Annotated in this window: 23 protein-coding genes; 11 read left to right on the top strand and 12 right to left on the bottom strand. The window is 72.1% G+C overall.

All coding sequences use genetic code 11. From position 1 onward, the window contains the following. Window positions 1-55 precede the first annotated feature (55 nt). Complete coding sequence (locus ACFYXC_RS22540; RefSeq protein ID WP_389553805.1) at window positions 56-1,507, top strand: NCS2 family permease; 1,452 nt, start codon at window positions 56-58, stop codon at window positions 1,505-1,507. A 292-nt stretch (window positions 1,508-1,799) separates the two neighbouring features. Here ACFYXC_RS22540 and ACFYXC_RS22535 read toward each other — a convergent pair whose 3' ends face one another. The 3 genes from ACFYXC_RS22535 to ACFYXC_RS22525 all read right to left on the bottom strand — a co-directional run bounded on the left by ACFYXC_RS22535 (window position 1,800) and on the right by ACFYXC_RS22525 (window position 4,623). Beyond that, complete coding sequence (locus tag ACFYXC_RS22535) at window positions 1,800-3,248, bottom strand: peptidoglycan D,D-transpeptidase FtsI family protein (protein WP_389553804.1); 1,449 nt, start codon at window positions 3,246-3,248, stop codon at window positions 1,800-1,802. Window positions 3,249-3,365: 117 nt separating this feature from the next. After that, entirely contained in the window at window positions 3,366-3,848 is a 483-nt protein-coding gene (locus tag ACFYXC_RS22530; RefSeq protein ID WP_388915335.1) for a GNAT family N-acetyltransferase, read from the bottom strand. Window position 3,849: 1 nt separating this feature from the next. Continuing rightward, window positions 3,850-4,623, bottom strand: coding sequence for an IclR family transcriptional regulator (locus ACFYXC_RS22525; protein ID WP_388915339.1), 774 nt, complete (start codon window positions 4,621-4,623; stop codon window positions 3,850-3,852). A gap of 130 nt (window positions 4,624-4,753) precedes the next feature. Between ACFYXC_RS22525 and ACFYXC_RS22520 the strand changes: the two genes are divergently transcribed. From ACFYXC_RS22520 to thpD, 6 genes are all read left to right on the top strand, one after another. After that, window positions 4,754-6,283 (top strand): aldehyde dehydrogenase (NADP(+)), encoded by a 1,530-nt coding sequence (locus tag ACFYXC_RS22520; RefSeq protein WP_388915343.1) that lies wholly within the window; start codon window positions 4,754-4,756, stop codon window positions 6,281-6,283. Window positions 6,284-6,421: 138 nt separating this feature from the next. Continuing rightward, entirely contained in the window at window positions 6,422-7,030 is a 609-nt protein-coding gene (locus tag ACFYXC_RS22515; RefSeq protein WP_389553803.1) for a DUF1349 domain-containing protein, read from the top strand. Window positions 7,031-7,362: 332 nt separating this feature from the next. Beyond that, on the top strand, window positions 7,363-7,902 hold the full coding sequence (gene ectA / locus ACFYXC_RS22510) for a diaminobutyrate acetyltransferase (protein WP_388915349.1): 540 nt from the start codon (window positions 7,363-7,365) through the stop codon (window positions 7,900-7,902). 44 nt (window positions 7,903-7,946) lie between these two features. Continuing rightward, window positions 7,947-9,218 (top strand): diaminobutyrate--2-oxoglutarate transaminase, encoded by a 1,272-nt coding sequence (ectB, locus tag ACFYXC_RS22505; protein WP_388915352.1) that lies wholly within the window; start codon window positions 7,947-7,949, stop codon window positions 9,216-9,218. Window positions 9,219-9,290: 72 nt separating this feature from the next. Beyond that, window positions 9,291-9,695, top strand: a complete 405-nt coding sequence (locus ACFYXC_RS22500; protein WP_388915355.1) for an ectoine synthase — start codon at window positions 9,291-9,293, stop codon at window positions 9,693-9,695. A gap of 3 nt (window positions 9,696-9,698) precedes the next feature. Continuing rightward, entirely contained in the window at window positions 9,699-10,586 is an 888-nt protein-coding gene (gene thpD, locus ACFYXC_RS22495) for an ectoine hydroxylase (RefSeq protein WP_389553802.1), read from the top strand. Window positions 10,587-10,685: 99 nt separating this feature from the next. Here thpD and ACFYXC_RS22490 read toward each other — a convergent pair whose 3' ends face one another. The 5 genes from ACFYXC_RS22490 to ACFYXC_RS22470 form a co-directional block, all read right to left on the bottom strand. After that, window positions 10,686-11,720, bottom strand: a complete 1,035-nt coding sequence (locus ACFYXC_RS22490; protein ID WP_389553801.1) for a maleylpyruvate isomerase family mycothiol-dependent enzyme — start codon at window positions 11,718-11,720, stop codon at window positions 10,686-10,688. 25 nt (window positions 11,721-11,745) lie between these two features. Then, window positions 11,746-12,372, bottom strand: a complete 627-nt coding sequence (locus ACFYXC_RS22485; RefSeq protein WP_389553800.1) for an RNA polymerase sigma factor — start codon at window positions 12,370-12,372, stop codon at window positions 11,746-11,748. Window positions 12,373-12,427: 55 nt separating this feature from the next. After that, window positions 12,428-13,477: an aminotransferase class V-fold PLP-dependent enzyme gene (locus tag ACFYXC_RS22480; RefSeq protein WP_389553799.1), complete on the bottom strand. Its 1,050-nt coding sequence runs from the start codon at window positions 13,475-13,477 to the stop codon at window positions 12,428-12,430. 82 nt (window positions 13,478-13,559) lie between these two features. Further along, entirely contained in the window at window positions 13,560-14,285 is a 726-nt protein-coding gene (locus ACFYXC_RS22475) for a DsbA family oxidoreductase (protein ID WP_389553798.1), read from the bottom strand. Window positions 14,286-14,501: 216 nt separating this feature from the next. Then, on the bottom strand, window positions 14,502-15,551 hold the full coding sequence (locus ACFYXC_RS22470; protein ID WP_389553942.1) for a pyridoxal-phosphate-dependent aminotransferase family protein: 1,050 nt from the start codon (window positions 15,549-15,551) through the stop codon (window positions 14,502-14,504). A 173-nt stretch (window positions 15,552-15,724) separates the two neighbouring features. Here ACFYXC_RS22470 and ACFYXC_RS22465 point away from each other — a divergent pair, with 173 nt between their 5' ends. From ACFYXC_RS22465 to ACFYXC_RS22450, 4 genes are all read left to right on the top strand, one after another. After that, complete coding sequence (locus tag ACFYXC_RS22465; RefSeq protein WP_389553797.1) at window positions 15,725-16,573, top strand: transporter substrate-binding domain-containing protein; 849 nt, start codon at window positions 15,725-15,727, stop codon at window positions 16,571-16,573. Continuing rightward, on the top strand, window positions 16,570-17,412 hold the full coding sequence (locus ACFYXC_RS22460; protein WP_388915376.1) for an amino acid ABC transporter permease: 843 nt from the start codon (window positions 16,570-16,572) through the stop codon (window positions 17,410-17,412). The genes ACFYXC_RS22465 and ACFYXC_RS22460 overlap by 4 nt, the downstream gene beginning before the upstream one ends. After that, a complete protein-coding gene (locus ACFYXC_RS22455; RefSeq protein WP_388915379.1) occupies window positions 17,409-18,236 on the top strand; it encodes an amino acid ABC transporter ATP-binding protein in 828 nt (275 codons plus the stop codon). The genes ACFYXC_RS22460 and ACFYXC_RS22455 overlap by 4 nt, the downstream gene beginning before the upstream one ends. Before the next feature lie 113 nt (window positions 18,237-18,349). Next, on the top strand, window positions 18,350-19,444 hold the full coding sequence (locus ACFYXC_RS22450; protein ID WP_389553796.1) for an amidohydrolase family protein: 1,095 nt from the start codon (window positions 18,350-18,352) through the stop codon (window positions 19,442-19,444). 236 nt (window positions 19,445-19,680) lie between these two features. Here ACFYXC_RS22450 and cobC read toward each other — a convergent pair whose 3' ends face one another. From cobC to cbiE, 4 genes are all read right to left on the bottom strand, one after another. After that, the gene (cobC, locus tag ACFYXC_RS22445; RefSeq protein WP_389553795.1) at window positions 19,681-20,829 is read right to left on the bottom strand and encodes an Rv2231c family pyridoxal phosphate-dependent protein CobC; all 1,149 of its coding nucleotides are present in this window, start codon (window positions 20,827-20,829) and stop codon (window positions 19,681-19,683) included. Beyond that, complete coding sequence (locus ACFYXC_RS22440; protein ID WP_388915388.1) at window positions 20,819-21,748, bottom strand: sirohydrochlorin chelatase; 930 nt, start codon at window positions 21,746-21,748, stop codon at window positions 20,819-20,821. Before ACFYXC_RS22440 ends, cobC begins: the two co-directional genes overlap by 11 nt. A 109-nt stretch (window positions 21,749-21,857) precedes the next feature. Then, entirely contained in the window at window positions 21,858-23,555 is a 1,698-nt protein-coding gene (cobJ, locus tag ACFYXC_RS22435) for a precorrin-3B C(17)-methyltransferase (protein WP_389553794.1), read from the bottom strand. After that, window positions 23,552-24,913 (bottom strand): precorrin-6y C5,15-methyltransferase (decarboxylating) subunit CbiE, encoded by a 1,362-nt coding sequence (cbiE, locus tag ACFYXC_RS22430; RefSeq protein ID WP_389553941.1) that lies wholly within the window; start codon window positions 24,911-24,913, stop codon window positions 23,552-23,554. Before cbiE ends, cobJ begins: the two co-directional genes overlap by 4 nt. Window positions 24,914-24,918 lie beyond the last annotated feature (5 nt).

Genomic DNA, 24,918 nt, shown 5'->3' with positions numbered 1-24,918 from the left:
AACAATCCAGCCAGCATCGGCACACCCGGCACGCAGGCAACGAGGAGCGACCGCCATGTCCGAAACGCAGAAGGTGGCAGACCGGCCCGGCGCCGGACGACCTGCGCCGAACAGCGTCGACCGGTTCTTCAGGATCACGGACCGGGGCTCGACCTTCGGCCGGGAAGTCCGGGGCGGCTTCGCCACGTTCTTCACCATGGCCTACATCCTTGTCCTGAATCCCCTCATCCTCGGCAACGCCGAGGACAAGTTCGGCCAGCGGCTCGACAGCGTCCAACTGGTCACCGCCACGGCCCTGGTGGCCGCCGTGATGACGATCGTCATGGGCGTCGGCGGCAACCTGCCGCTCGCGCTCGCCGCCGGGCTCGGCCTCAACGCGGTCGTCGCCTTCCAGATCGCCCCGCTGATGAGCTGGGACGACGCGATGGGCCTCATCGTCCTGGAGGGCCTGCTGATCTGCGTCCTGGTGGTGACGGGACTGCGCGAGGCCGTCATGCACGCGATACCGCAGCCGCTCAAGCAGGCGATCAGTGTGGGCATCGGGCTGTTCATCGCGTTCATCGGCTTCGTCGACGCCGGGTTCGTCAGCCGTGTGCCGGACGCCGCCGGGACCACCGTCCCGGTGCAGCTCGGCGGTACGGGGACGCTGGCCGGCTGGCCGGTCCTGGTCTTCTGCCTGGGTGTGCTGCTGACCGTCGGGCTGCTCGCCCGCAAGGTCCGGGGCGCGATCCTGATCAGCATCGTGGTCATGACGATCGTCGCGGTCGTCATCGACGGCCTCGCGGACGTCAGGAGCTGGGGACTGACCACTCCCGAGGTGCCCGACGACGTGGTGGCCTCGCCGGACTTCGGGCTGCTCGGTGACTTCAGCCTGGTCGGCGCGTTCGGCGAGGCCGGTGTGATCACCGTCGTCCTGCTGGTCTTCACACTGATCCTGTCCGACTTCTTCGACACCATGGGGACCGTCGTCGGCGTCAGCGCCGAGGCGGGTCTGCTGGACGAGGAGGGCAAGGTGCCGGGGCTCGGCCGCGTGCTGCTCATCGACGGGGCCGCGGCGGTGGCCGGCGGCGCGTCGTCCGCGTCCTCGGCCACCTCGTACATCGAGTCGGCGGCCGGGGTGGGGGAGGGGGCCCGTACGGGGTTCGCGAACCTGGTCACGGGCGGGCTGTTCGCCTGCGCGCTGTTCCTCACGCCGCTGCTGACGATCGTGCCGATGCAGGCGGCGGCGCCGGCGCTCGTCGCGGTCGGCTTCCTGATGATGACCCAGGTCAAGCAGGTCGACTGGGACCGGTTCGAGATCGCCGTTCCGGCGTTCCTGACGATCGCGGTGATGCCGTTCACGTACTCGATCACGAACGGCATCGGGGCGGGCTTCGTGTCCTACGTCGTCATCAAGACGGTGCTGGGCCGGGCGAAGGAGGTCCACTGGCTCCTGTGGGGGGCGTCGGCGCTGTTCCTGCTCTACTTCGCCATAGCCCCCCTGAAGCAACTCCTCGGCGTGAACTGACGCCGGGGCGGGAACTCGCCGCAAGCCCGCGCCCCGCCAGGGGGCGCGGAACTGCGCAATCTCTAGGGGCGACCCCCACCGCCCCGCAGCCGAGCATCGACCTCAAAGGGGCGCGGGGAACGGCGCAATCTTTTGGACCGACCCCCACCGCCCCGCAGCCGACCGGGGACCCCCAAGGGGCGCGGGGAACTGCGCAATCTTTTGGACCAGCCCCCACCGCCCCGCAGCCGAGCGCCGACCCCCGAGGGGCGCGGGGAACTGCGCGACCTTCGGGACGGCCCCACCGGGGCTGTCAGCGAAGCGCGGCCCGCATCACGGCGGCAGCCACCGGCGCAGCCAACCCGTTCCCGCTGACCTCCGACCGTGCCGCGTCCGACTGCTCCACCAGCACCGCCACGGCGACCTCCTTGCCCGAGGAGTCGTCCTTCGCGTACGACGTGAACCACGCGTACGGCGTCTTGCTGTTGTTCTCCCCGTGCTGCGCCGTACCGGTCTTGCCACCCACCGTCGCCCCGGAGATCCGCGCGTTCGTCCCCGTGCCGTCCTCGACGACCGTCCGCATCGCCGACTGGAGCTGCTCGGCCGTGGACGAGCTGACGATCTCCCGGCTCTCCGTCCCGTCCTCGTAGTCCTCCAGCACCGTGCCGTCCGCGTCGCTGATCCGCGACACCATGTGGGGCGAGACCAGTTTCCCGTCGTTGGCGATGGCGGCCGACACCATGGCCATCTGCAACGGCGTCGCCGTCACGTCGAACTGCCCGATACCCGTCAGCGCCGTGGACGACTTCTCCATGTCCGACGGGTACACGCTGGTGTACGCCCGCACGGGCACGTCCTGCGACGCGTCGTTGAAGCCGAACTTCTCGGCCATCGCCTTCACCTTGTCCTCGCCCAGGTCGACGGCCATCTTGGCGAAGACGTTGTTGCACGAGTACTGGAGCGCGACCCGGATCGACGCGTTCTCACACGGCGCCGACGCGTTCTCGTTCGCCAGCACCCGGGTCGTACCCGGCAGCGTGTACGGGTTCTCGCTGGCCGTCCTGACGTCCACCGAGGAGTACAAGCCGTCCTCCAGCGCGGCGGCGGCGACGACCAGCTTGAACGTGGAGCCCGGCGGCAGCGGCTGCCGCAGCGCCCGGTTCGTCATCGGCTTGTCGGGGTCGTCGGTCAGCTCGTCCCAGGCGTCGGAGTCGCCCGCGCTGATCACCGTGGGGTCGTACGACGGGGTGGACACCACGCCGAGGATCCTGCCCGTCGTCGGGTCGATCGCCACGGCCGCCCCCTTCTTGTCCCCGAGCGCCTCGTAGGCGGCCTTCTGCACGGCCGGGTCGATGGTGGTGATCACATCGCCCGGGTCGGACCGCTTGCCGGTGACCGTGTCGAGGGGGTTCTTCAGCCGGTTGTCCGTGCCGTCGAGAAGCTGCTGGTAGATGCCCTCCAGCTGCGTGGCCCCGTACACCTGTGAGCTGAAGCCGGTGACCGCCGCGTAGAGACCGCCGTCGGTGTACGTCCGCTTGTACTCGAGGTCGCCGCCTGTCGTCCGCGCGGAACCGGTGACCGCGTCGCCGCCCACGATGATGTTCCCGAGCGGGTACGCGTACTGCTCGATCGCGTTCCGCCGGTTGTCCTTGTCCTCTGCGAGCGCCCGGCCCTCGTAGAACTGCACCCAGGTCGCCCTGACCAGCAGAGCGAGCACGAGCAGCAGCGTGAAGACGGAGGCGCGCCTGATCGTTGTGTTCATCCCGCTCCTGAAGACGACCGGGACGCGGCCGAACGTTCCCTTCACCCCGGTTTTCTCATCCGCCGTTCATGAAGTGCCGTCCCCGGCGCTCCGGCGGGGCGGGCGCCCCCGGGTGGGTCAGGCCCGCAGGGTGAGGACCACCTCGTCGATCTCCGTGCCGCGCGCCTGCGCGAATCCCCGGGCGTGCGCCGTCACACGGAACCCGCACTTCTCCAGGACCCGCACCGACCCGGCGTTGTCCGCCGCCGCCCGCGCGTACAGCGGCCGCTCGGGCACGGCGACGAGCAGCGCCCGCAACGCCGCCGTGGCGATTCCGCGCCCCCAGTGGGAGCGGTCGATCCAGTAGGTGACCTCGCGCTCGCCGGGCGAGCCGTACACCGCCGCGCTGCCGACGACGTCACCCTCGAAGAGGACCGTCCGGGTCACGGCCGACGACGCGAGGATCCGCTTCCAGTGGGCGTCGAAGGCGTCCCGGTCGGCGGGGTCCGCAGCCGTGAACGCGGCCATCCGCAGGGACTCGGGGTCGTTCATCTGCCGGAAGAACACCGGCAGGTCGCTGTCGTGGACCGCGCGGAGCACGACGTCCGGGCCGGATTCCATGTCAGAGCCTCCGGGTCGCGAGCGTCAGCCGGTCCCGCGCGTCGAACAGCGCGTCCTTCACCATCTGTTCGTGCGCGGGCGTCAGCCGCGCCACCGGCACCGAGCAGCTGATCGCGTCCCGCGCGGGCGTCCGGTAGGGGATCGCGACGCCGAAGCAGCGCAGCCCCAGCGTGTTCTCCTCGCGGTCCACCGCGAACCCCTGCTCCCGTACCTGGTGCAGCTCCTCGATGAGCTTCTCCCGGTCGGTGATCGTGTACTCGGTCAGCGCGGGCAGCGTCTCGGGCAGCAGCTTGCGCACCTGTTCGTCCGTGTGCGTCGCCAGCAGCGCCTTGCCGAGGGACGTGGAGTGGGCCGGCAGCCGGCGCCCCACGCGCGTGAAGGGACGCAGGTAGTGCTGGGACTGGCGGGTCGCGAGGTAGACGACGTTCGTGCCGTCCAGGCGGGCCAGGTGGATCGTCTCCGTGGTGTCGTCGGAGAGGCGGTCCAGCGTCGGCCGGGCCGCGGCGACGACCTCGTCACCGTCGATGTACGACGTCCCGACGAGCAGCGCCCGCACGCCGATGCCGTAGCGCGTGCCCGTCGCGTCGGTCTCGACCCAGCCGAGCTCGACGAGCGTGCGCAGCAACATGTAAAGACTGGACTTGGGGTACCCGACGGCTTCCTGCACGGCCGCCAGGGAGTGCATGCCGGGGCGTCCGGCGAAGTACTCGAGCAATTCGACCGTCCGCACCGCGGACTTGACCTGTGCTCCGCCGCCCGTCTCGCCTGCCGACATCGGCCTTGACCCCCTAGTTCGCCGGAAATAGTCTCGACAGCATATTCACCATCAGAGACAGCGTTCAGCATATCGAACGCCCCTGGTGAGTGGCACATGTACTGCGGCATTACATCTGGAGGGACCCGCGGTGGCAGCAGCACCAGTCTGGAGTGTCGACCCCCGAACCGGGAAGCAGCGTGAGCAGGTTGCGGTGGAAGCCACCGCCCAGGAGGTGGACGAGGCCGTCCGCGCCGCGCACGCCGCCCGGGCGGCTCTCGCCGACCGCACGGTCCGCGCGGCCTTCCTGCGCACCGCGGCCGACGAGCTCGAAGGCGCCAGGGAACACCTCGTGGAGGCCGCCGACGCGGAGACCGCGCTCGGCCCGGTCCGGCTCACCGGCGAACTCGCCCGCACCTGCTACCAGCTGCGGGCCTTCGCGGACATCGTCGACGAGGGCGAGTTCCTCGGTGTGGTGATCAACCACCCCGACGACACCGCGACCCCGCCGATCCCCGATCTGCGCCGTTACAAGGTGCCGCTGGGCGTCGTCGCCGTCTACTCGGCGTCGAACTTCCCCTTCGCCTTCTCGGTCGCCGGCGGCGACACCGCGAGCGCGCTCGCCGCGGGCTGCCCGGTCGTCGTCAAGGCGCACCCCGACCACCCGGGCCTGTCCGAGCTGGTCGCCTCCGTCCTGCGCCGGGCCGCGGGCCGCCACGACATCCCGGACGGTGTCCTCGGCCTGGTCCACGGCTTCGAGGCGGGCGTCGAGCTGGTCGAGCACCCGCTGGTCGCGGCCGCCGGCTTCACCGGTTCGGTACGCGGCGGACGCGCCCTGTTCGACGCGGCGGCGGCGCGGCCGGTGCCGATCCCCTTCCACGGCGAGCTGGGCTCGCTGAACCCGGTCGTGATCACCGAGGCCGCCGCCGCCGAGCGCGCCGAGGCGATCGGTACGGGGCTCGCGGGCTCCATGACGCTGGGCGTCGGGCAGTTCTGTGTGAAGCCCGGCCTGGTGCTGGCGCCGGCCGGCGCGGCGGGCGACCGTCTGCTGAAGTCCCTGACGGACGCGGTGAGCGACACCGACGCCGGCGTCCTCCTCGACCACCGCATGCGGGACAACTTCGTCGCCGGGGTCGCCGAGCGGACCGGGCTCCCCGACGTGGAGGCCCCGGTGACGCCGGGAGCCGGCGGTGAGCACACGGTGAGCGCGGGTTTCCTGACGGTGCCCGCGCGGAAGCTGACCGCGGAGAGCGAGTACGACCTGCTGATCGAGGAGTGCTTCGGGCCGGTGACGGTGGTCGCGCGCTACGAGGACGACACCGAGGCGAACGCGGTGCTCGCGCGGCTGCCCGGCAACCTCACCGCGACGGTCCACCTCTCCACGGAGGAGGCCGCCGGTGAGGGGCGCGGCGCGGAGATCCTCGCCGAGCTGACGCCGCTCGCGGGGCGGGTGCTCGTGAACGGGTGGCCGACGGGGGTCGCGGTGGCTCCGGCCCAGCACCACGGTGGTCCCTACCCGGCCACCACGTCGACGTCCACGTCCGTGGGCGGCACGGCCATCGAGCGGTGGCTGCGGCCGGTCGCGTACCAGGGGGCGCCGGAGGCGCTGCTGCCGCCCGAGCTGCGGGACGACAACCCGCTGGGGGTGCCCCGCCGGTACGACGGGCGTCTGGAGCGGTGACGCTCCGCTGGTAGCTGTTGCTGTGACGGGGTCGCGGTCGTGTGTCGGCCGCGGCCCCCGTCGTGGTCGCTCGCGCAGTTCCCCGCGCCCCTGACGGGGCGCGCCCTGGTGGGGACGGGGAACTGGCAGACTCGGGGCATGGATCTGGACATACCTGAACTTCCCTTCTCCCTGCGCTCCTACGGGCCCGACGGGCACTGGTCGTACGAGGACGGGGTGCTCACCGGGTGGGCCGGGGCGCGGCAGGACCGGTTCGTGGCGCCCACCGACGAAGGGCTGGACCCGGCGTCCGACGCGCCCCGGCTGCTCGGGGCGCCCGAGGGGGACTTCCAGCTGATCGCGCGCGTCACGGTCGGCTTCGCCGGGGCCTTCGACGCGGGTGTCCTCTACGCGCACGTGGGCGAACGGGCCTGGGCCAAGCTCTGCCTCGAACACTCGCCGGACGTGCCCACCGTCTGCACGGTCGTCACCCGGGGGCACTCCGACGACGCCAACTCCTTCACCGTCGACGGCAGCTCCGTCTGGCTCCGCATCAGCCGCACCGGCCGTGCCTTCGCCTTCCACGCGTCGAAGGACGGCGAGCGCTGGACCTTCGTCCGCCTCTTCACCCTGGCGGGCGAGAAGGAGACCGGCGCCGCGCTGATCGGGTTCATGACCCAGTCCCCGATGGGGGAGGGCTGCGTGGTCACGTACGACCACATCGCGTTCCGACCGGAGTGGCCGGCGGATCTGCGGGACGGTTCCTGAGAATTCTGACGCAATTCTTATGTACGGTGATTCCACGGTTTATCGAGTTGCTATTCATTGCAGCTTCCCATAAACTCCTGCCCGATTTTCCGGAGCCTAAACACGGAGATTCTGCGAACGTCGATCCAACAATTCGGCCGGGTCTCGCCGTGGTTACGTCCTTGTGACGCACTCCACAAGGTGACCGCTTTGTGCCGCTTTTTTCGGGACAAAGCGGCGCTTTCCACCAGTACTCACGCGCCGCATGCGCCCGCGTGATAACACATGCGCTTCGCTTGTGTAACCCCCCTCGGCGATGCAATTTCGACTTTCGCTGGGTAAATTCAGTCGACATGACCGCCGCACAAGCAGACCTGCAAGCGGAATTCCTGGAAATGCCGGAAGGGCTGCGGATCGACCGTCCGCACGTGGTGGACGGAGCCGCACTCTGGCGCATCGCCAAGGACTCCGGAACCCTCGACCTGAACTCCTCCTACAGCTACCTGCTGTGGTGCCGTGACTTCGCCGGCACCTCCGCGGTGGCGCGTACGGCCGACGGCGAGCCGGTCGCCTTCGTCACCGGCTACATCCGGCCCGAGCGCCCCCACACGCTGCTCGTGTGGCAGGTGGCCGTCGACGCGGCCCAGCGGGGACGCGGTCTCGCCGCCGCGCTCCTGGACGGACTGACCCGCCGGGTCGCCGGCCGGCACGAGCTGACCTCGCTGGAGACCACGATCTCCCCGGGCAACACCGCGTCCGAGCGGCTGTTCACCTCGTACGCGGCGCGCCACGGCGCGAGCGTCGAGCGTGAGGTCCTGTTCGACACAGCGCAGTTCCCCGACGGCCCGCACGACCCAGAAGTGCTGTACCGCATCGGCCCCCTGTCGCTCTGAACACCACCTCGCCGCCGAGCCGCCACGCCCTGAGGAGTACCGCCATGACCATCACCCAGCCCGACCTGAGCGTCTTCGAGACCCTGGAGTCGGAGGTGCGCAGCTACTGCCGCAGCTGGCCCACCGTCTTCGACCGCGCGCAGGGCAGCCGCATGTACGACGAGGACGGCCACGAGTACCTCGACTTCTTCGCCGGCGCCGGATCTCTCAACTACGGACACAACAACCCGGTACTGAAACGGGCCCTGATCGACTACCTGGAGCGCGACGGCGTCACCCACGGTCTCGACATGTCGACGACCGCGAAGCGCGGCTTCCTGGAGTCGTTCCAGAACATGGTGCTGCGCCCGCGCGACCTGCCGTACAAGGTCATGTTCCCCGGCCCGACGGGGACCAACGCCGTCGAGTCCGCGCTGAAACTGGCCCGGAAGGTCAAGGGCCGCGAGGCCATCGTGTCCTTCACCAACGCCTTCCACGGCATGTCGCTCGGCTCGCTCGCCGTGACCGGCAACGCCTTCAAGCGGGCCGGCGCCGGCATCCCGCTGGTGCACGGCACGCCGATGCCCTTCGACAACTACTTCGACGGCCAGGTCCCGGACTTCCTCTGGTTCGAGCGGCTTCTTGAGGACCAGGGTTCCGGCCTCAACAAGCCCGCCGCCGTGATCGTCGAGACCGTGCAGGGCGAGGGCGGCATCAACGTCGCCCGCGTCGAGTGGCTGCGCGCCCTCGCCGAGCTGTGCGAGCGCCAGGACATGCTGCTGATCGTCGACGACATCCAGATGGGCTGCGGCCGCACGGGCGCCTTCTTCTCCTTCGAGGAGGCGGGGATCGTGCCCGACATCGTGACCGTCTCCAAGTCCATCAGCGGCTACGGGCTGCCCATGTCGCTGTGCCTGTTCAAGCCGGAGCTGGACATCTGGGAGCCCGGTGAGCACAACGGCACGTTCCGCGGCAACAACCCCGCCTTCGTGACGGCCGCCGCCGCCCTGGAGACGTACTGGTCCGACGGCCCCGCCATGGAGAAGCAGACCCGCACCCGCGGCGAGCAGGTCGAGCAGGCGCTGATCTCCATCACCGAGGAGAACCTCGCCGACATCAAGGAGTACCGCGGCCGCGGTCTGGTCTGGGGCCTCGAGTTCCACGACAAGGCGCGCGCCGGCCGTGTGGCCCACCGGGCCTTCGAACTCGGCCTGCTGATCGAGACGTCGGGCCCGGAGAGCGAGGTCGTGAAACTCCTCCCGGCGCTCACCATCACGCCCGAGGAACTGGACGAGGGGCTCCGTACCCTCGCCCGGGCCGTCCGAGAGACGGTCTGAGTCCGCACCCGCCGGCCCCCGTCCCACCTCCCCGTACCCCGCACACCGGCCTGAAGGAGGCTCCGTAGCACCGTGATAGTCCGTTCGTTCAAGGAGATCGAAGGCACCGACCGGCACGTGAAATCCGCGTCGGGCACCTGGGAGAGCAAGCGCATCGTCCTCGCCAAGGAGAAGGTCGGCTTCTCCGTGCACGAGACGATCCTGTACGCGGGTACGGAGACGTCCATGTGGTACGCGAACCACATCGAGGCCGTCGTCTGCGTGGAGGGCGAGGCGGAACTCACCGACGACGAGACCGGCGAGAAGTACACGATCACGCCGGGAACCATGTACCTCCTCGACGGGCACGAGAGGCACACGATGCGGATCAAGGAGGACTTCCGCTGCATCTGTGTCTTCAATCCGCCGGTGACCGGACGGGAGGACCACGACGAGAACGGCGTCTACCCCCTGCTGACCGAACCCGAGGAGGTCTGAACGATGACGACCGTCACCGACCTGTACCCCAGCCGCGGCGACCGTGAGGTGTCCGTGCCCCGGCAGGACCCGGTCGTGTGGAGCGAGCCCGGCACGCCGGGGCCGATCCCCGGGGCCGACCTGCAGTCGTACGAGCGCGACGGCTTCCTCACCGTCGAACAGCTCATCGAGGACGACGAAGTCGCGCTCTACCGTGCCGAGTTGGAGCGCATGATCGCCGACCCGGCGGTCCGCGCCGACGAGCGCTCCATCGTCGAGCCGCAGTCGCAGGAGATCCGTTCGGTCTTCGAGGTCCACCGGACCAGCGAGGTCTTCGCCCGGCTCGTACGGGACGAGCGTGTGGTGGGCCGCGCCCGGCAGATCCTCGGCTCCGACGTGTACGTGCACCAGTCGCGGATCAACGTGAAGCCCGGCTTCGGCGCGAGCGGCTTCTACTGGCACTCGGACTTCGAGACCTGGCACGCCGAGGACGGCCTGCCGAACATGCGGACGGTGTCCGTCTCGATCGCGCTGACCGAGAACCACGACACCAACGGCGGCCTCATGATCATGCCGGGGTCGCACAGGACGTTCCTCGGCTGCTCCGGCGCCACGCCGAAGGACAACTACAAGAAGTCGCTGCAGATGCAGGACGCGGGCACGCCCTCCGACGAGGCGCTCACCGAGTTCGCCTCGCAGCACGGCATCAAGCTCTTCACGGGCCGGGCCGGTTCGGCGACCTGGTTCGACTGCAACTGCATGCACGGTTCGGGCGACAACATCACGCCGTTCCCGCGCTCGAACGTCTTCATCGTGTTCAACAGCGTGGAGAACGCGGCGGTGGAGCCCTTCGCGGCGCCGGTACGCCGGCCCGAGTTCATCGGGGCGAGGGACTTCACACCGGTGAAGTGACCACCCGCCGCCACCCGGCCCCGCCCGTCGCACCCGCTCGTCCCGCCCGCCCCGCCGCCGTTGCCGGCAGTGGGGCGGGCGGACATCGTCGGGCCGGTGTCAGAGCCAGGCCAGCGACGCCGCGCGCTCCAGGACGTTCCGTACGGCGTCCTCGTCGCCCACCATGCCCCGGGGTACCGAGGCGGTGGTGTGCCGTCCTCCCACCAGCAGACAGAAGTCCACGGCGCGCAGGGCCAGTTCACCCCGGACCGGCTCGTCCTCGGAGCCGAGCACCCACCGGGCGTCGCCCTCGACGCCCGTCACCGAGAACAGGACCGGCGGCGCCGCCGGTCCCAGCGCGAGGCCGAGCATGCGGACGGCCAGCCGGACCATCTGCCCCAGATGGACCTCGGGCGGCGGCGGCACGGCGAGTCCCAGCGCACGGCCGATGTCGTCCGTGTGGATCCAGGTCTCGAAGGCCCGCCCCAGGAAATGGTCGGCCACCGGCAGCCGTACGCCCATCAACCTCGTCGCGTACGCCGCCAGTTCGGCGTCCCGGGCCTCGGGCGTGGCCAGCAGCGCAGAGGTCTGCGCGGACCAGGCGGCCACGGTCTCCTCCGGTGCGCGGGTCCTCTCGTACGCGATCACGTCGGCGGTCCGGGTCTCCCACGCCTCCTCCCAGCGCATGTCCTCGGTGATCCGCGAGGGCGGCGCGTGCGTCCGCACACCCAGGAGCCGCGCCAACTCCTCGTCGGCGGCGATCAGATGGCCGACGGTGTCCCGCACGTCCCAGTCGTGCACGACGGGGGTGCCCCACGGCCCGTGGCCGTCCACCTCGCGCAGCAGTGCCCCGAGAGCGGTGACCGCGGCCGCGTACGGGGCGGCGTGCTCGGCGACACGCGGCGCGGCGGACCGCGCCCGTAGGGCGAACGCGAGCACCCCGTCCGACCCGTTGCTCAGGGCGGCGGGGGCAGGCTCGGCCGTCCCCGGCGGCCCGTCCAGCAGCCGTACCGTCTCGCGCAGCCGCTCCGCCTCCGCCGCACAGCTCCCGCAGCCGGCCAGATGCAGCGGCACCGTCTTCTCGTCGGCGGGCTGCAGCGCGCCGAACGCCCAGGCGGCCAGCAGCTCGGGCACGCCGTCGTGGTCGTCGCTCACCGGCGGCCTCTTTCCCCTGTCGCCATCATGCGCCCCTTTCCCATGCGGGGTCGGACGGGTCCGCCGGGTCGGCCAGGGACACGGCCAGCTTCCGCAGCGCGGACCGCAGGCGGGTCTTGGCGGTGCCCTCCGGGATGCCCAGCTCGACGGCGGCCTGACGGTAGGTGCGGCCCGCGAAATAGGCGAGGTGGACCACTTCCCGCTGTGACTGCGGGAGTTCGGCGAGCGCGGAGTGCAGCAGCAGAGCCCGTTCGCGGTCCACGACCGTCTCGTCGGGGCCGGGCCCGGTGTCCGGGATCGCGTGCAGCGCCGAGTCGTCCGCGCGGGAGTCCTTGCGGTGCCGGGCCTCGCCGCGCACCCAGTCCACCGCCCGCCGGTGCGCGAGCAGGGACAGCCACGTGCGCAGCGAGCCCCGGCCCGCGTCGAACGCGTACGGCCTGCTCCACAGCTGGGCGAACACCTCCTGCGCCACGTCCTCGGCGGCCGCCGTGCTACGCGTGACCCGTACGGCGACCCGCCGGACCAGGCCGCCGTACGACGCGTAGACCTCGGCCAGCGCGGTCTCGTCGCCGTACACCAGACGCCGGTGCAACTCGGTATCCGGGGACGGCCGTTCGGACGTGTGGAGAGTTGGCTCCACCGGCACCACCACCCTCGTGGTGCCCTTCCTAGCGTCCTCGCGGGCCGCGCGCCAGTGGGCCGGGGAATCAGCCGGACAGGACGTCCAGCAGCCGGTCGACATCGGCGGGCGTGTTGTACAGGTGGAAGGCGGCCCTCAGGTGGCCCGCGCGGTCGGAGACCTCGATGCCCGCCCGGCTCAGCTCCTGCTGCCGGTGACCGAGGCCCGGCACGGAGACGATCGCCGAGCCCGGCGCCGGGACCGGCTCCTGTCCCAGCGCGGTGAGACCCGCGCGGAACCGGTCGGCGAGTGCGAGGTCGTGGGCGCGCACAGCGTCCACCGTCAGCTCCTCGACCAGTTCGAGGGAGTGCCGGGCACCCGCGTACGAGAAGAGACTGGGGCTCTCGTCGAACCGCCGCGCGGAGTGGGCGAGCTCCTCGACCGGCCCGTAGCAGCTGTCCCACGGGTGCTCTCCCGCGACCCAGCCCGCGAAGAGCGGGTCGAGTCCGCCGAAGTCCTCCGGAACGACCAGGAAGGCCACGCCGCGCGGGCAGACGAGCCACTTGAAGGCGACGGAGGAGACGTAGTCGTACGCGTCCGCGTCGACGGACAGCCATCCGGCGGCCTGGGACGCGTCGACGTACGTACGGGCGCCGTGTTCGCGGGCGGCTTCGCGCAGCGCCGCCAGGTCGGCGATCCGGCCGTCCGCGGACTGCGCGGCGCTCACCGCGACGAGGGCGGTGCCGGGGCGCACGGACCCGGCGATCCGCTCCAGCGGCACCGTGCGCACCTTGAGGTCGCGGCGCACGTGGAAGGGGTTCACCACGGAGGTGAAATCGCTCTCGGCGGTGAGGACCTCGGCGCCGGCGGGCAGGGAGGCGGCGATCAGCGCGGTGTAGACGGCGACCGAGGCCCCGGCCGCGACACGGGTCGCCGGGACGTGCAGCAGGCGGGCGAAGGAGGCGCGGGCCGCCTCCACGTCGGCGAACATGTCCTGCGGCCGGCCGGCCGCCACGGACTCGACACCGGCCCGCACGGCGGCCACCGCGCGGGTCGGGAGCAGCCCGGTACTGGCGGTGTTCAGATAGGTGTTCTTCGGGGCGAACTCGGCACGGACGAGACTCTCGAAGGTTTCCATGGCACCACTCTGGGGCCCGCGGAACCCTCCGTCCATTGCGTTCTTTTACGTGGTTCCGCGAAGCGATGCTTATAGGTGCACGTCAGTGCTGGTGAGGGACCGCGCAGCCGTCGGGGCCGCATGCCTCGGCGTCGCCTTGGCCGGCCGGCTGGAGCAGTTCGAGCGGGGAGTGGCTCGCCCATGCCTGCTCCAGGGCCTGCGAGAAGACCTCGGCGGGCTGGGCGCCGGAGACGCCGTACTTGCGGTCCAGCACGAAGAACGGCACGCCGTTCGCGCCCAGTTCGGCGGCCTCGCGCTCGTCGGCGCGGACCTCGTCGGCGTACGCGGACGGGTCGGCGAGTACCTTGCGGGTCTCCTCCGCGTCCAGTCCGGCGGAGACGGCCAGCTCGACGAGGCGCTCGTCGTCGCCGAAGACGGACCGCTCCTCGGCGAAGTTCGCCCGGTAGAGGGTCTGGATCAGCTCGTCCTGGCGGCCCTTCTCCTTGGCGAGGTGCAGCAGCCGGTGCATGTCGAAGGTGCTGCCGTGGTCACGGCCCTGGGTGCGGTAGGCGAGGCCCTCCGCGGCGGCCTGGGCACCGAGGTTCTCCTCGCCCGCCCGGGCCTGGGCCTCGCTCATGCCGTACTTCTTGGTGAGCATGGGGATGACCGGCTGGATGTCGCCCTTGGCGCGGCCGGGGTCGAGCTCGAAGGAGCGGTGCACCACCTCGACGCCGTCGCGGTGGGGGAAGGCGTGCAGGGCCTTCTCGAAGCGGGCCTTGCCCACGTAGCACCATGGGCAGGCGATGTCGCTCCAGATCTCGACGCGCATGTCTCCGACACTCCCTTTCCGACGACCACCTCAGCGAGTACCTGAACGTTCAAACGCTCCGTCCCATTCCCGACGGGGGTGGGGTGGCGGGGGTCGTGGGCCGGGTGCGGGCCGCCACGGGTTGCTCGCGCAGTTCCCCGCGCCCCTGAAAAGCGGTGCTGCGCCCCGGCTTTTCAGCCCCCACGGGCCCGCAGACGGTGAACTGCGAGAGAGGGCTCAGACCGTGGGCAGGGCGGCCGCGCGCAGCGCGGTGAGGCACCGCTCCACCACCACCGCATTGGCCGCGGCACCGTAGTGGTTGACCCGGATCATCGACGACGCCAGCGCACCCCCGCCCGCGGCCAGCGGGAGCGAGGGGTCGAAGGCCAGCGCCCGCCCCACCAGACGGGCCGCGTCGACACCCGGCGGCGTCCGCAGCGTCGTCGCGACCGGCGCCGCGTCCGACGCCTCGTGCACATACGGCTCCAGCCCTCCGCCCAGCGCGAGCACCCCCGCCCGCGTGGCCGCCGCGGCCGAGGCGTGCCGGGCCATCACCGCGGCCGGCCCCTCCGCCTCGATCCGCTCCACACACGCCTCCAGGCCCAGCATCTCCAACTGCGCCGGAGCATGGAGGAGCGCCGTACGGCCGGCGTCGATCCAGCGCTCCTTCCAGTCCAGGAGGGACAGGTAGGAGCGGCGCGGAGCGTTCGGGTTCGCCGCCATGCGGGCCCACGCCCGCTCGCTCACCGACACCGCCGAGACCCCCGCGGGCCCGCCCATCGCCTTCTGCGCCCCGATCACGCACAGGTCCACGCCCCACGCGTCCGGCAGCACCGGCTCGGCGCCGACGGAGGCCACCGCGTCCAGGTAGAAGAGCGCGCCGTGCTCCCGTACGACCGGGCCGATCTCCGCGACCGGGTTGGTGTTGCCGGTGGCGGCCTCCGCGTGCACGAGCGAGACGAAGTCGATCTCCGGATGCTCGGCGAGGGCCTCCCCGACCTGCGCGGCCGTCACCGCCGCGTGGAAGGGGACCGCCAGGTCGTACACGGTCGCCCCGCAGTCCCGGAGCCAGTCGCCGAACGTCTGCCCGTACGGACCCGTGATCACGTTGAGCGCGGTCGTGCCCGGGCCGGCGGCACCCCGAATGGCCCCCTCCAGCGGAAGCAGCGCCTCGCCCTGCGTGATCACCACGTCCTGCCGGGTGGAGAGCAGCCGCGCCACCCGGTCCTCGATCGACGCGAAGTGCGCGGCGCTCAGTGGTTCCAGGTCCAGGAAGGGGTGGGTCACGGCGTTGCTCTCTTCACTCACGGGGTAGGCAGCAACGAGCGTAACCGGCGTCCCGGTGGTCACCACCGGCGACTTCCGAGGCCGCGCACCCCCAGGGCATGGGATTGGTTTGAGGACCTCAAACCAATCCTTATAATCAGAAGCCACAGTTTCCCCACAGGAGGTCACCCCTCGTGAAGACCGCCCCCGCGCGCCGGACCCGCATGCTGGCCGCCACCACCGCGACGGCCGGGCTGCTGCTCGTCGCCGGCTGCTCCTCGGACGACGACGGGGGCAAGAAGACCACCGCGAACGGGGTCGAGCTCGTCAAGGGCGGGCAGCTCACCACCTGCACGCACCTGCCGTACCCGCCGTTCCAGTCGGAGATCGACGGCAAGGTCCAGGGCTTCGACGTCGCGCTCGTCGACCTGGTCGCCGAGGACCTCGGAGTGAAGCAGGAGATCCTCGACCAGCCCTTCGAGAACTTCAAGACCGGCGGATCCCTCAACTCCGGCCAGTGCGACCTCGCCGCGGCCGGCATGACGATCACCGACGAGCGCAAGAAGAACGTCGACTTCTCCGACCCGTACTTCGAGGCCACCCAGGGCGTCCTGGCCGACAAGAAGAGCGGCATCTCCTCCCTCGCGGACCTCAAGGGCAAGAAGGTCGGCGCGCAGGCGCAGACCACCGGTGAGGAGTTCGCGAAGAGCAAGGGCCTGAACCCGGTCTCCTTCGAGTCCTCCGACGCCCTCCTCAACGGTCTGCGCACCGGCCAGGTCAAGGCCGTCGTCATCGACTACCCGGTCGTCCAGGGCTGGCTGAAGGACAAGGCCAACGCCGACGCCTTCGAGGTCGCCGACAACATCAACACCGGCGAGGAGTACGGCTTCACGATGAAGAAGGGCAACACCAAGCTTCTCGAAGCCGTGAACAAGGCGCTGGCGGACGCGAGGTCCGACGGTACGTACAAGAAGCTGTACGAGAAGTGGATCGGCCCCTACGACGAGAGCGCCGCCTCCGCTTCGCCGTCCGCCTCCTCATGACCGAGGCCGACACCGCCGACACCAAGGTCCCGCCCCGCAGGAGCGGTCTCACCAGGCGGCAGAAGCGGGCCGTGTCGCAGGGCGTCCAGTACGCGGTGTTCGTCGCCGCCCTGGTCGCCCTCGGCTTCACGGCCGACTGGGACCAGCTGCGCAACCAGTTCGCCCAGGTCGACCTGGCCGAGCGGATGTTCCCCGACATCATCACGCTGGCGCTGAAGAACACCGTCCTCTACACGGTGTCCGGCTTCGTCTTCGGCCTCGTCCTCGGTGTGGTCGTCGCCCTGATGCGGCTCTCGTCGGTCGGTCCGTACCGCTGGCTGGCCGGCATCTACATCGAGATCTTCCGCGGGCTGCCCGCCCTGCTGATCTTCATCTTCGTGGGTGTCGCCGTGCCGCTGGCGTTCCCCGGCACGGAGATCCCCGGCGGCACGTACGGGAAGGTCGCGCTCGCGCTCGGCCTGGTGGCCGCCGCGTACATGGCGGAGACGATCCGCGCGGGCATCCAGGCCGTGCCCAAGGGGCAGATGGAGGCGGCCCGTTCGCTGGGCTTCTCGCACGCCCGGGCCATGGTCTCCATCATCATCCCGCAGGCGTTCCGCATCGTGATCCCGCCGCTCACCAACGAGTTGGTGCTCCTCTTCAAGGACTCCTCGCTGGTGCTGTTCCTCGGGGTCACGCTGGAGGAGCGCGAACTGTCCAAGTTCGGCCGCGACCTGGCCAGCGAGACCGCCAACTCGACACCGATCCTGGTGGCGGGCCTGTGCTACCTGCTGGTCACCATCCCGCTCGGTTTCGTCGTACGCCGCCTCGAGGCGAAGGCCGGGGAGGCCACCAAGTGAGTACCGACAAGAGCGACACCGTCCGGGACGACAGGAGCGGCACGCCGGAGATCCGGGTCCGCGGCCTGCACAAGTCGTTCGGCGACAACGAGGTGCTGCGCGGCATCGACCTGGAGGTCGGCTCCGGCGAGGTCGTGTGCGTCATCGGCCCCTCCGGCTCCGGCAAATCGACCCTGCTCCGGTGCGTGAACCTCCTGGAGGAGCCCACCAGGGGGCAGGTCTTCGTCGGCGGCACCGAGATCACCGACCCGGACGTCGACATCGATGCCGTACGCCGCCGGATCGGCATGGTCTTCCAGCAGTTCAACCTCTTCCCGCACCTGACGGTGACCGACAACCTGACGCTGCCGCAGCGCCGGGTGCTCGGCCGTGACAAGGAGGCGGCCGCGAAGGTCGCCGCCGAGAACCTCCGGCGGGTCGGGCTCTCCGAGAAGGCGACGGCCTATCCCGGCTCCCTCTCCGGCGGCCAGCAGCAGCGCGTCGCCATCGCGCGGGCGCTCGCCATGGGCCCCGAGGTGATGCTCTTCGACGAGCCCACCTCGGCGCTCGACCCGGAACTGGTCGGTGACGTCCTCGCGGTGATGCGCATGCTCGCCGACGAGGGCATGACCATGATGGTCGTCACCCACGAGATGTCCTTCGCCCGCGAGGTCGCCGACCGTGTCGTCTTCATGGACGGCGGCGTGATCGTGGAGCAGGGCCCCCCGGCCCAGGTGATCGCCGCCCCGACCCACGACCGCACCCGCCACTTCCTGTCCCGCCTGCTGGACCCGGCGATGGCACAGGTGGAGGAGGGAACCCCGGACCAGCCGGACGCCCTCTAGGGCCCGCGGGCCCCTGCTGGTCAGGGGCGCGGGGAACTGCGCGAGCAACCCCCACCGGGCCCGTGGACAAGTACCCCCGCGACGTACACCCGCGACGAACTAGGCTGCCGCCCATGAGCGATCGGTCGGCGGTGCTGCATGTGAAGGGCCGGGTCCTGGCCGGCCCGGAGGACGCCCGGGACGAACTCTGGGTCGTGGACGGCAAGGTCACGTACGACCGCCCCGCCACGGCCCGGGACGTCCGTACCGTCGAGGGCTGGGCCCTGCCGGGACTGGTGGACGCCCACTGCCACGTGGGCCTCGGCCCGCACGGCGCGGTCCCCGACGACGAGTCGGAGAAGCAGGCACTGGCCGACCGGGACGCGGGCACCCTGCTCATCCGCGACGCGGGCTCGCCCGCGGACACCCGCTGGGTGGACGACCGCGACGACCTCCCGGAGATCATCAGGGCGGGCCGCCACATCGCCCGTACCCGCCGCTACATCCGTGGCTTCGCGCACGAGATCGAGCCGGCGGACCTCGTCGCGTACGTGGCCCGGGAGGCGGAGCGCGGCGACGGCTGGGTGAAACTGGTGGGCGACTGGATCGACCGCGACACGGGTGACCTCGCCGCCTGCTGGCCGCGCGACGCGGTCGAGGCGGCGATCGCCGAGGCACACCGGCTCGGCGCCCGCGTCACCGCGCACTGCTTCGCGGAGGACTCGCTGCGGGACCTCGTCGAGGCGGGCATCGACTGCGTCGAGCACGCCACCGGGCTGACCGAGGACACGATTCCGCTCTTCGCCGAGCGCGGTGTCGCGATCGTGCCGACCCTCGTCAACATCGCGACCTTTCCGCGGCTCGCGGCCGGCGGCGACGCGAGATTCCCCCGGTGGTCGGCGCACATGCGGCGGCTGCACGAGCGGCGCTACGACACCGTGCGGGCCGCGTACGACGCGGGGATCCCCGTGTTCGTGGGCACCGACGCGGGCGGCACGCTGCCGCACGGCCTGGCGGCGGCGGAGGTCGCCGAGCTGGTGACCGCCGGCATCCCGCCCGTCGAGGCGTTGTCGGCCACGACGTGGGGGGCCCGGGAGTGGCTGGGCCGGCCCGGCCTGGAGGAGGGCGCGCCGGCCGACCTGGTGGTGTACGGGGAGGATCCGCGGGCGGACGTCCGTGTTCTGGCGGCACCACGACGGGTTGTGCTGGGCGGCCGGGTCGTCGCTTAGCGCCGCCCTGGCCGCCGGCGGGGCGCTGCCGGTACGGGGCCGTGTCGGTACGGGGCGCTGGAGGGTGCGGGTCGGTGGGGGCCGGCCGCGCAGTTCCCCGCGCCCCTTGGGGGTGGTGGGCTGGGGTGGGTGTGTTCGTGCGGGCTGGTGGGGGTTGCTCGCGCAGTTCCCCGCGCCCCTGAAAAGCAGGGGCGCGGGGAACTGCGCGCTCAGCCCTCACCGGGCCGCAGACGTGATCAGCGGTCGGTGAGGGTCAGGGACTGGTCCAGGGCCTGGAGGAGGCGGTTGACCGTCGCGCGGTCGCGGACCGCGAGCCGCAGCCAGGTCTCGTCGAGGCCGGGAAACGTGTCACCACGCCGCACGGCGAAGCCGAGCCGCCGCAGCCGCGCCCGCACCGCCGCCGCCCCCGGCATCCCGACGAGGACGAACGGCCCCTCGGCCGGCTCAGCGACCCGCACCCCGTCGGACGCGAACTCCGCCAGCCCGGCCACGAGATGCGCCCGGTCCACGGCGACCCGGCGGGCCGCCTCCGCCTGCTCGGCCAGGGCCCGGGACGTCATGCACGCCTCGGCGGCGGCCAACGCGGGCGTGGACACCGGCCAGAGCGGCTGCCCGCGTCCGAGCGCGCCGACCGTCCCGGGCGCCGCGAGCACATAACCGATCCGCAGCCCCGCGAGCCCCCAGGTCTTGGTGAGGCTGCGCAGCACCACGAGCCCCGGCACATCGGTCCGCCCCGCCAACGCCTCCCGCTCCTCGGGCACCGCGTCCATGAACGCCTCGTCGACCACCAGCGTCCGCCCGGGACGCGCGAGTCCGGCGATCGTCGCGGCCGGATGGAGGACGGACGTGGGATTGGTGGGATTGCCGATCACGACCAGGTCCGCGTCCTCGGGGACGGCCGACGGGTCGAGCCGGAAACCCTCCTCGGGCCGCAGCAGCACCCGGTCCACGTGGTGCCCCGCGTCCCGCAGCGCCGCCTCCGGCTCGGTGAACTGCGGGTGCACCACCACCGGGTGACGGACCCTCAGCGTACGGGCGAGCAGCACGAACGCCTCGGCGGCCCCGGCCGTGAGCAGCACCCGCTCCACGGGCAGCCCGTGCCGCGCCGCCACCGCGGCCCGCGCGGCCCGTCCGTCCGGGTAGGTGGCAAGCCCGCCCAGCGACCCGGCGATGTGCTCGCGCAGCCAGGCCGGGGGAGTGCCGGCCCGGACGTTCACGGCGAGGTCGACCAGCGCCGAACCGTCGTCGCGGACCTCGACGTCACCGTGGTGCCGCAGATCGTACGACCGCGGCACCGACGGCGCCTGCCCGCCGGTGCCGGTGCCGGTGGCGCCGGTACCCCGGGGGCCGGAGCCGTCGTCTCTGTCGCCGCTGTCAGTGCGCATGGGAGTGCGCGTGACTGTCGTGGTGGTGTCCGTGGTGGTGGTGTCCCTCGTCGTCCGGGTGGAAGTGCGGCTGCTGCGGCGCCCCCACCTTGTCCTCGAACCCGGGCAGCGCGATGCGGTAGACGCAGGAGTCGCAGTTCATCCGCAGATCGCCCTGTACGGCCTCCCGGTAGCGCTCCATGACCAGGTCGAGCAGCTCCGGCTCCGGCCCGATGACGTCGGCCGAGACCACCTCGACCTCGGTGTGCGCCGCCGCCCACCCCTCGGTCTGCTGCCGGACGCGGTCCGGCAGGATGCCGGTGAACAGGAAATAGGGGAGCACCACGATCCGCCGCGCGCCGAGCTTCACACAGCGGTCCAGGCCCGACGGCACGTCCGGCGCGGCCAGCGACACGAACGCCGTCTCGACGCCCGCGTAACCGCGCCCCTCCCACAGCAGGCGCGCCGCCTTGTGGACCTCCGCGTTGGCGTCCGGGTCGGTCGAGCCGCGCCCGACGAGCAGCACGGTCACCCCGGCCCGGTCCTGCGGCGTGCGCACCGAACCGCCGAGTGCCTCGTCGAGCCGCCGCTCCAGCACGGTCAGCAGCGCGGGGTGCGGGCCCAGCGGGCGCCCGTACGTGTACGAGATCCCGGCGTGCCGCTCCTTCTCGCGGGCCAGCGCGGCCGGGATGTCGCCCTTGGCGTGCCCGGCGGACACGAGCATCAGCGGGACCGCGGCGAACCGGCGCACCCCCTGCTCGACCAGTTCGGTCACCGCGTCGCCGAGCGGCGGCGGGGAGAGTTCGATGAAGCCGCCGGCCACGGGCAGGCCGGGGTTGCGGCGGCCCAGTTCCCGGACGAAGTCGCGGAACGCCTCGGCTCCGGCATCGTCCCGGGTGCCATGGCCGGCGATGAGCAGGGCGGGGGCGGGGGTGGTCACGAGTTCTCCTTCAGAGGCGGAACGAGGCGGGGGCGTGGAACGAGGTGCTGGCGTGGAACGAGGTGCTGGCGCGGGCCGAGGCCGAGCACGGGCCGACCGGCGGTGTGGCTCACTCGGGTTCCTCCTGCCAGCGGTAGCCGCGCGGGGTGACCATGCGGCCGGCGATCTCACGGGTCGCCGTGTTGCCCACGGTCACCACCGTCATCATGTCCACCGTGGTGGGGTCAAGACCCGCGAGCGTGGTGACCCGGCTGGATTCGTCCGGCCGCGAGGCGTTGCGTACGACTCCCACGGGCGTCGCCGGCTCCCGGTGCTCACCGAGGAGGGCGAGCGCCTTGGGCAGCTGCCAGTCGCGGCCCCGGCTGCGCGGGTTGTAGAAGGTGACGACGATGTCGGCCTCGGCGGCCGCCCGTACCCGGCGCTCGATGACCTCCCACGGCGTGTGCAGGTCGGAGAGGCTGATCGACACGTGGTCGTGGCCGAGCGGCGCGCCCAGGATCGCCCCGGCCGCGAGGGCGGCGGTGACGCCCGGGACGCCGACCACGTCGATGTCGTCGGACGCCTCCGCCAGCGCGGGCGACGCCATCGCGTACACCCCCGCGTCACCGCTGCCGATGAGCGCGACGGCGTGTCCGCGCCGGGCCTCGGCCACGGCCGTACGGGCGCGTTCCTCCTCGGCGCCGAGCCCCGACTCCAGGACACGGGTGCCGGGGCGGAGCAGGTCGCGGATCTGGTCGACGTACTGGTCGAGACCGACGAGCACGGAGGCGCGGCGCAGCTCGTCCTTCGCACGCGGGGTGAGCAGGTCCCGGGCGCCCGGCCCGAGTCCGACCACCGCGAGCCGTCCACGCGCCGGCCGGCGGACGACCGCGCAGGTCGCCATGGCCGGCCGCGCGGCCGACTTGCGCTTGGGGACGAGGAGTTCACCGCCGCGGACGAGGGCCGCGGCCTCGGCGACCGAGGGCGTACCGACGGCGGCGAGCGGCGCGTCGGACGGGTTCGGCACGTCGACCGCCGCCAACTCCTCTGCGGTGTACGTCACCAGGGGCACCCCGAGCCGCTCGGCGGCGCCGAGGATGCCGGGTTCGCCGGCCTTCGCGTCGACGGTGGCGAGTTCGCCGACGGACCTCGCGGACAGCCCGGCGTCCCGCAGCGCGTCCTCGACGAGTCCGAGCACCTCCTCGACCGGGGCCCCCTTGGAGGCGCCGACGCCGACGACGAGGGACGGCGGGCGCAGCACGACCTCCCGTTCGGCGGGCTCGACGGCCCGGTCGGTCACGCGGACCGCGTACGCGCTCCCGGCGGCCGGGACGGCGGACAGGCCGGGAAGGGAGGGCAGCGGCCACACCGACTCGGCGTGCAGGGCGACCGGTTCGCCGTCCAGCATGGCCCGCGACACCCCCGCCACGTCCCCCTCCGCCGGGAACCCGAGCGTGTCGAGGCCCGGCATCCCGACGGAGTCGGTCGCGGTGGTCACGACCGGCTCGGCGCCGAGCAGTTCGCCCACCGCGCGGGCGAGTTCGTTGGCGCCACCGGCGTGCCCGCCGACCAGGGAGACCGCGTACCGCCCGCCCTCGTCGACGCAGACGATCCCGGGGTCGGACGCCTTGTCGCGGAGCAGCGGCGCGACGAGCCGCACCACGGCCCCGGTGGCGAGGAAGCAGACGAGCTGCTCGCACTCGGCGAAAGCCCGCCGCACGGCGTCCCCCACGGGTCCCTCGTAGACGCGGGTACGGCCGGGCCAGGCCGAGGCCACCCGCCGTGCGCCCGCCGACCCGGCGGCCGTCGCGGAAATCAGGCCGATCACTGTGCGACTCCTTCATCACTACGGACATCACTGCGCACGTCACCGTGCACGTCACTGCGCACATCGCGAGACACCGCACCGGGCACGTCACCGGAGGTGGCCGCGTGTGCCGGAGGCCGGACGCCCCACAGCAGGAACACGGGATTGGTCGCCGCGAGCCGGGTGACGTCCCCCGGCAGCGGGGCGAGGCGGGACGACTGCAGCAGTACGCCGTCGCAGTCGAGCCCGGCCGCGACGAGCGCCTCCCGTACGGCGGGCACCCGGTCGAGCGCGGCCAGCGCCACGACGACCGACCGCCGTGCCCGCCGGGCGCAGGCCGTCACCATGGCGGGCAGTTCCCGCCCGCCCCCGCCGATGAACACGGCGTCCGGGTCGGGCAGGTCGGACAGCACGGTCGGCGCGGCCCCGTGCACGACGGTCACGTCGACCCCGTGCGCGGCCGCGTTGGCGCGTACCCGCTCCACCCCGTCCCCGGTCTTCTCCACCGCGGTCACGGCGGCTCCGAACCGCGCGCACTCCACCGCGACCGAGCCGGAGCCCGCGCCGATGTCCCACACGTGGTCACCGAGCCGCGGCCCGAGCCGGGCCAGCGCCAGCGCCCGCACCTCGAACTTGGTGATCATCGAGTCCCGGTGCGTGAACTCGCTCTCGGCCAGCGCCCATCGGGAGGGCCCCGGCGCCGGACCGGCGACCGTGCGGACGGGGGACAGGACGCGCGACTCGTCGAGACACAGCACGACGTTCACCGCCGGCCCCCAGTCGCGTGCGGCGGCCTCGGCGGGCGTGACCCGCTCGACCCGCTCACCCGCGCCCGCCCCCAGGGCCGCGGCCACGACGAGCACCCGGCCGCCGGACCCCGCCAGAGCCGCGCCGAGTTCCGCCGGCCCCGAGCCGGGGCCCGTCAGCACGGCCACCTTCGGATGCGCCCGGCAGACGTTCACGGCGGTCCGCAGGTCACGCCCGTGCGCGCTCACCACCACCGCGTCGTCCCACGTCAGCCCCGCGCGGGCGAAAGCGGCGGCGACGGACGACACCCCGGGGTGCACGTCGAGACGACCGGCTCCGAACCGCTCCGCGAGCGCCCGCACGATCCCGAAGAACCCGGGGTCCCCGGAGGCCAGCACGACCACCCGCCCCGGGTCCGGGGCGCCGTCCTGCCGCCCGGCCTTCTCCAGATACCGCTCGATGGCGTCGAGAGCGGGCGCGAGCGGGCCGAGGACGATCCGCGCGGCCGAGTCCGGCAGCGCCGCGGCCGCCAGATGGCGCCGGGCACCCACGACGAGCCCCGCCCCGGCCAGCGCGGCTCCCGCGTCCGGGGGGAGGGGCGCCCCCGTGCCCGTACCGACGACCGTGATCACGTCGG

Origin of the sequence: Streptomyces sp. NPDC002701 (assembly GCF_042889045.1) — a bacterium.
GTDB lineage: Bacteria > Actinomycetota > Actinomycetes > Streptomycetales > Streptomycetaceae > Streptomyces.
Note: the sequence above shows the minus strand (reverse complement) of the source record. Positions and strands in the feature narration are given on the sequence as shown.

Coding starts and splice junctions, on each gene's coding strand:
- ACFYXC_RS22515 (WP_389553803.1), top strand. CDS start 6,422: ATGGATCTGGACATACCTGAACTTCCCTTCTCCCTGCGCTCCTACGGG.
- ACFYXC_RS22540 (WP_389553805.1), top strand. CDS start 56: ATGTCCGAAACGCAGAAGGTGGCAGACCGGCCCGGCGCCGGACGACCT.
- ectA (WP_388915349.1), top strand. CDS start 7,363: ATGACCGCCGCACAAGCAGACCTGCAAGCGGAATTCCTGGAAATGCCG.
- ectB (WP_388915352.1), top strand. CDS start 7,947: ATGACCATCACCCAGCCCGACCTGAGCGTCTTCGAGACCCTGGAGTCG.
- ACFYXC_RS22530 (WP_388915335.1), bottom strand. CDS start 3,848: ATGGAATCCGGCCCGGACGTCGTGCTCCGCGCGGTCCACGACAGCGAC.
- ACFYXC_RS22460 (WP_388915376.1), top strand. CDS start 16,570: ATGACCGAGGCCGACACCGCCGACACCAAGGTCCCGCCCCGCAGGAGC.
- ACFYXC_RS22480 (WP_389553799.1), bottom strand. CDS start 13,477: ATGGAAACCTTCGAGAGTCTCGTCCGTGCCGAGTTCGCCCCGAAGAAC.
- cobC (WP_389553795.1), bottom strand. CDS start 20,829: ATGCGCACTGACAGCGGCGACAGAGACGACGGCTCCGGCCCCCGGGGT.
- thpD (WP_389553802.1), top strand. CDS start 9,699: ATGACGACCGTCACCGACCTGTACCCCAGCCGCGGCGACCGTGAGGTG.
- ACFYXC_RS22525 (WP_388915339.1), bottom strand. CDS start 4,623: ATGTCGGCAGGCGAGACGGGCGGCGGAGCACAGGTCAAGTCCGCGGTG.
- ACFYXC_RS22450 (WP_389553796.1), top strand. CDS start 18,350: ATGAGCGATCGGTCGGCGGTGCTGCATGTGAAGGGCCGGGTCCTGGCC.
- ACFYXC_RS22535 (WP_389553804.1), bottom strand. CDS start 3,248: ATGAACACAACGATCAGGCGCGCCTCCGTCTTCACGCTGCTGCTCGTG.
- ACFYXC_RS22475 (WP_389553798.1), bottom strand. CDS start 14,285: ATGCGCGTCGAGATCTGGAGCGACATCGCCTGCCCATGGTGCTACGTG.